At 56.3% G+C, this 3,461-nt stretch carries 2 protein-coding genes and 1 pseudogene; 2 read left to right on the forward strand and 1 reads right to left on the reverse strand.

The window, feature by feature from the left end; genetic code table 11:
- Nucleotides 1–380: 380 nt before the first annotated feature.
- Nucleotides 381–1,178 (forward strand): hypothetical protein, encoded by a 798-nt coding sequence (locus tag HMPREF0307_RS08135; protein ID WP_231725120.1) that lies wholly within the window; start codon nucleotides 381–383, stop codon nucleotides 1,176–1,178.
- Nucleotides 1,178–2,938: a hypothetical protein gene (locus tag HMPREF0307_RS08140; protein WP_231725121.1), complete on the forward strand. Its 1,761-nt coding sequence runs from the start codon at nucleotides 1,178–1,180 to the stop codon at nucleotides 2,936–2,938. The genes HMPREF0307_RS08135 and HMPREF0307_RS08140 overlap by 1 nt, the downstream gene beginning before the upstream one ends.
- Nucleotides 2,939–3,375: 437 nt before the next feature.
- Here the strand turns inward: HMPREF0307_RS08140 and HMPREF0307_RS12980 are convergent.
- Nucleotides 3,376–3,461 (reverse strand): annotated as a pseudogene (locus HMPREF0307_RS12980) (IS6 family transposase); the annotation flags it as partial.

Below are 3,461 nucleotides of genomic sequence, written 5' to 3' on the forward strand. Positions count from 1 at the left end.
CAAATAGGGTGTCCACTAAACGAGGGTAACCTCATGCCTCAAAATATTTAGCAACAGTGCCACTCGATCCAACGCCTCAAGCCTGAGGGTGGTGAGCGCGCGTGGGTAGATTCACGGCCCTTGCAGCGGCACCCGCAGCTGTAGAGAAATCAAGGCACGAGGGTATTCCTGCTGTGTCGGTGATTGGTCAGGCATCGCCGTCGAGGGTGCGGCGACTTACTCGACGCACGCTGCCTGATACAGATCGTTATCTGAGACTAAAGGAGCTCGGAATCCAGCGTCCAGCGGGACCACTGCGGAGTGACGCCATTGACCGTGCAGCGCTTGTCCAAGCGCACACCCGAGCTATCGACGAGGTCGCTGATGCCAAGGCGACCCGCGTGGTGGCGCGATACCTCTACGATGAGGCGCTTTTGTTCAACAGTGTTGACGAAGAGCGAGCGCTGACGCGCCCTGCGGTGGATAAATGGCTTTTCCGGGATGACGTCTTTTCTCGCAGGTCACAGCGCACATACCGGACAATCCTCTATGCGGCAGGCCGGACGCTGTATCCTCACGAATTTCCTGAACCACATCGTCAACGAGGACCGCGCCGCAAGGCTGTCCCGGCTGCGCGGCTCTCACTGGAGACCGAGCTGTATGCGATTGCTCCGAACCTCCGACCGATGCTGCGCGCGCAACTGCTGACGATCTTAGATCTGACTACGGGCGCGGGGCTGTCGTCTCAGGAGATCCGTCACCTGCGAGGAAGCGACATTTCCCCTCTTGAGCTGCCAGAGCGCACGGTGGTCCAGATTGCTGTGAGGAAAAAGGGTGTTGTCTCTCGTGTGGTCCCGGTCGTATGCCCAGTTCGAGGTCATCGCCTTTTGACTCGGGCACGCGAGGTCGGCCAGGGTTACGTGTTTCCTATCGTGGGGGAAACCATGCCTCGAAACGCCATCTGTCATGTGGCGGAAGAGCTCGTTGAGCAGGGGTTTCCTGGATTTAATGCGGCGGCGCTGCGAAACCGTTGGGTGGTAAAACTGGCCTCCGACCCGGGGGTCCCGGCTGCAATGCTGATGAAAATGGCAGGCATTGCTGATCTGCGGGTGCTGCACGATTTGGAAGCGGATCTGCCGAAGTTTTCGCCGGAGGATGAGGCAAGAGCTTTGCTGCACTGTAAAGGGGAGGACCTCTAATGACAGTTGCGGTGCAGGAGCAGAGGGTGATGATCTCGCCGGACTATGTGGACAGCTGCGCGGCTGTGATTGAAAAATCCGGTGCTCACCAAATGATTGATTTCTATTTTCACCAGGACCGTGGCGTGGGCGGACGCAAATCCACCGGGCCACAGTATTCGATGCTGGGTGTGCTTACTGTGGGTTTGGCTTTGATTGGTATTCGGCGTGTGCCCTCGATGGCGGAGATTTGGCGCACCCTATGGACTCTAGACCCTGCCCAACAGGAGCGGCTTGGCTTAGATCTTTCCTGTGGCGAGGGGACCTATCGTGCTTTTGCCATGTGGCTAACACGGCGGCTTGAACCACTTGATTCACTGCCGGACGCTCCTGCGCGTCGTGTGAAAAATGGGGATCATCGTCGAATGATGGCCGCGCGCTCTCCGGAGCAAGAACAAGCCTCCGAGGTTGCATCTGAAAGGCTCCACCAAGTTGTCAACGCCTTGGTGGCAGGCTCAATCCATGAGCAAGCTCCCAAAGGATATCGCGGCGATATCATCGCCGACGAGACCATCATCGACTTGGCAGGCCAATCGATGGGGTTAGGCAGCCGCGATACGAAACGCCGCGGAGCCGCGTACTCGGGTGCATACTATATCCGCGATCGCGAGGATCACTCCCTGCACGCCGAGCTGGGTACCCGGCGTAGTACCAAGGGAGGTGTGGCGGTCGGTATTACTGCGGTATGCCGCGTCGGACCACCGAAAGCGGTGTACTCGGTTGCGCCGGTGATTACAGGGATTTCAATCGATAAACCCAGCTCAGGTTCGGTGCAGGGTTTGGCGCGTGCTATTCGTTTTCATCAAGAAAATGGGTTTGACCAGAGCATTAAGCGTGGCCGTTTGCCATTGCTGACCGTCGACATGGGCTACAACGTCAAACAGCACTTTAACGACGCGCTTCTTGCCGCAGGCTATGCTCCGGTGGTTCGCTATCCCAAGTCCTGGCGTACGGTTTTCGCATCTGACAGCGCTGCAGGGGACGAGCCTGCCAGTGGACCACTGCAAATCGCTGGTGAGTTTTATTGTCCTGCTGCGCGTGGGATCGCAGGTGACGGCAAAATAGTTCGACGCACGATGGAGCTGCTTGGAGAGGACGATGATTTTGAGCGCCACGATGCTCGACTCGAAGCGTTATTCCCGCTGATCATGGGGACTAATTCGAGGCCTTATCGGGCGCGTCAAGGCCGTGGCCGCCCTCGTATGCAGGAAGACAATTCAGAGAAGCCGGTGAAAATCGATTTGGTCTGCCCTGCCGTGCAGGGGCGAGTGCGATGTCCGCTTAAACCGGCGTCGATGACGCTCGCATCCGAGGATGCCCCGGAGATTTCACCTAGCTGGAGTGCAGATCACTATAAATGCTGCTCCAAATCCAGCATTACCCACACGTTTACCTCTGAACAGTGGAAACGTGCCCAGTGGGGGCTTGTTCCTGGCTCCTGGGAGCACGCAACCTATTATGAGGCAGCCCGTGCTATTACCGAGCAACGTTTTTCAATTATGAAATCCCCGCACGTTACTGGCATGGAATCGTTCAAGCGTGGTGTTCGGCGTGAGCCGATGCTCTACATCACACTCGCGCTGTGGGTGGCCTCGACGAACCTGGCAATTCAAGAGCAATTTGAGCGGAAAACCGCAGGTCAGGACTCGATGACACGACGACTCCGCATGGTCCGTGAGGACACTGGCCGAGACCTGGCCAAGGTGCCGCCCAGGACTTAATTGTCTGGGAAATAATCTTAAACGTATGTTCTAATGCTCACCTGGACTTTTCTGGGTGGGCATTTTTCATGTCACCTCTTTGTGTTATACGCTGTCGCCGACCGGTGAGACGGTGATTTTAAGGCTGTATTTGTGCCAACAAGGGTGGGGTGTGGGTGTAGTTAATTCTCGGGAGAATTCATATCCACAGTACGGGATACGCTTTTTGAAAAGCCATGCTGAGCTGCCATCGTGAACATCACACAGTGAGCAGTTGAACAAACTGCACCACCGGAAGTAATAAACTCGAAAGGGTTTGTGACCTCCGGTTTCTTTGTTTTTCTGAACTTGAGCGGTCGAGGATTGCAAGTGTGGGGATTTACATCCTAACTCCCGCTCTCGCCTGTCGAACTCTTGTTTTCGATGGTGTCAATAAGTCATCTCGCTTGTTGTCTTGGTCTGACGGCCTTGGCCAGGAAACGTTTCGCTGCGGCCACGTTCTGCTTCGGAGAGAGGTAAAAAGTCCAGGGTCTGGCCACCGGCG

The organism is Corynebacterium sp. DNF00584 (genome assembly GCF_001552965.1).
GTDB lineage: Bacteria > Actinomycetota > Actinomycetes > Mycobacteriales > Mycobacteriaceae > Corynebacterium > Corynebacterium phoceense.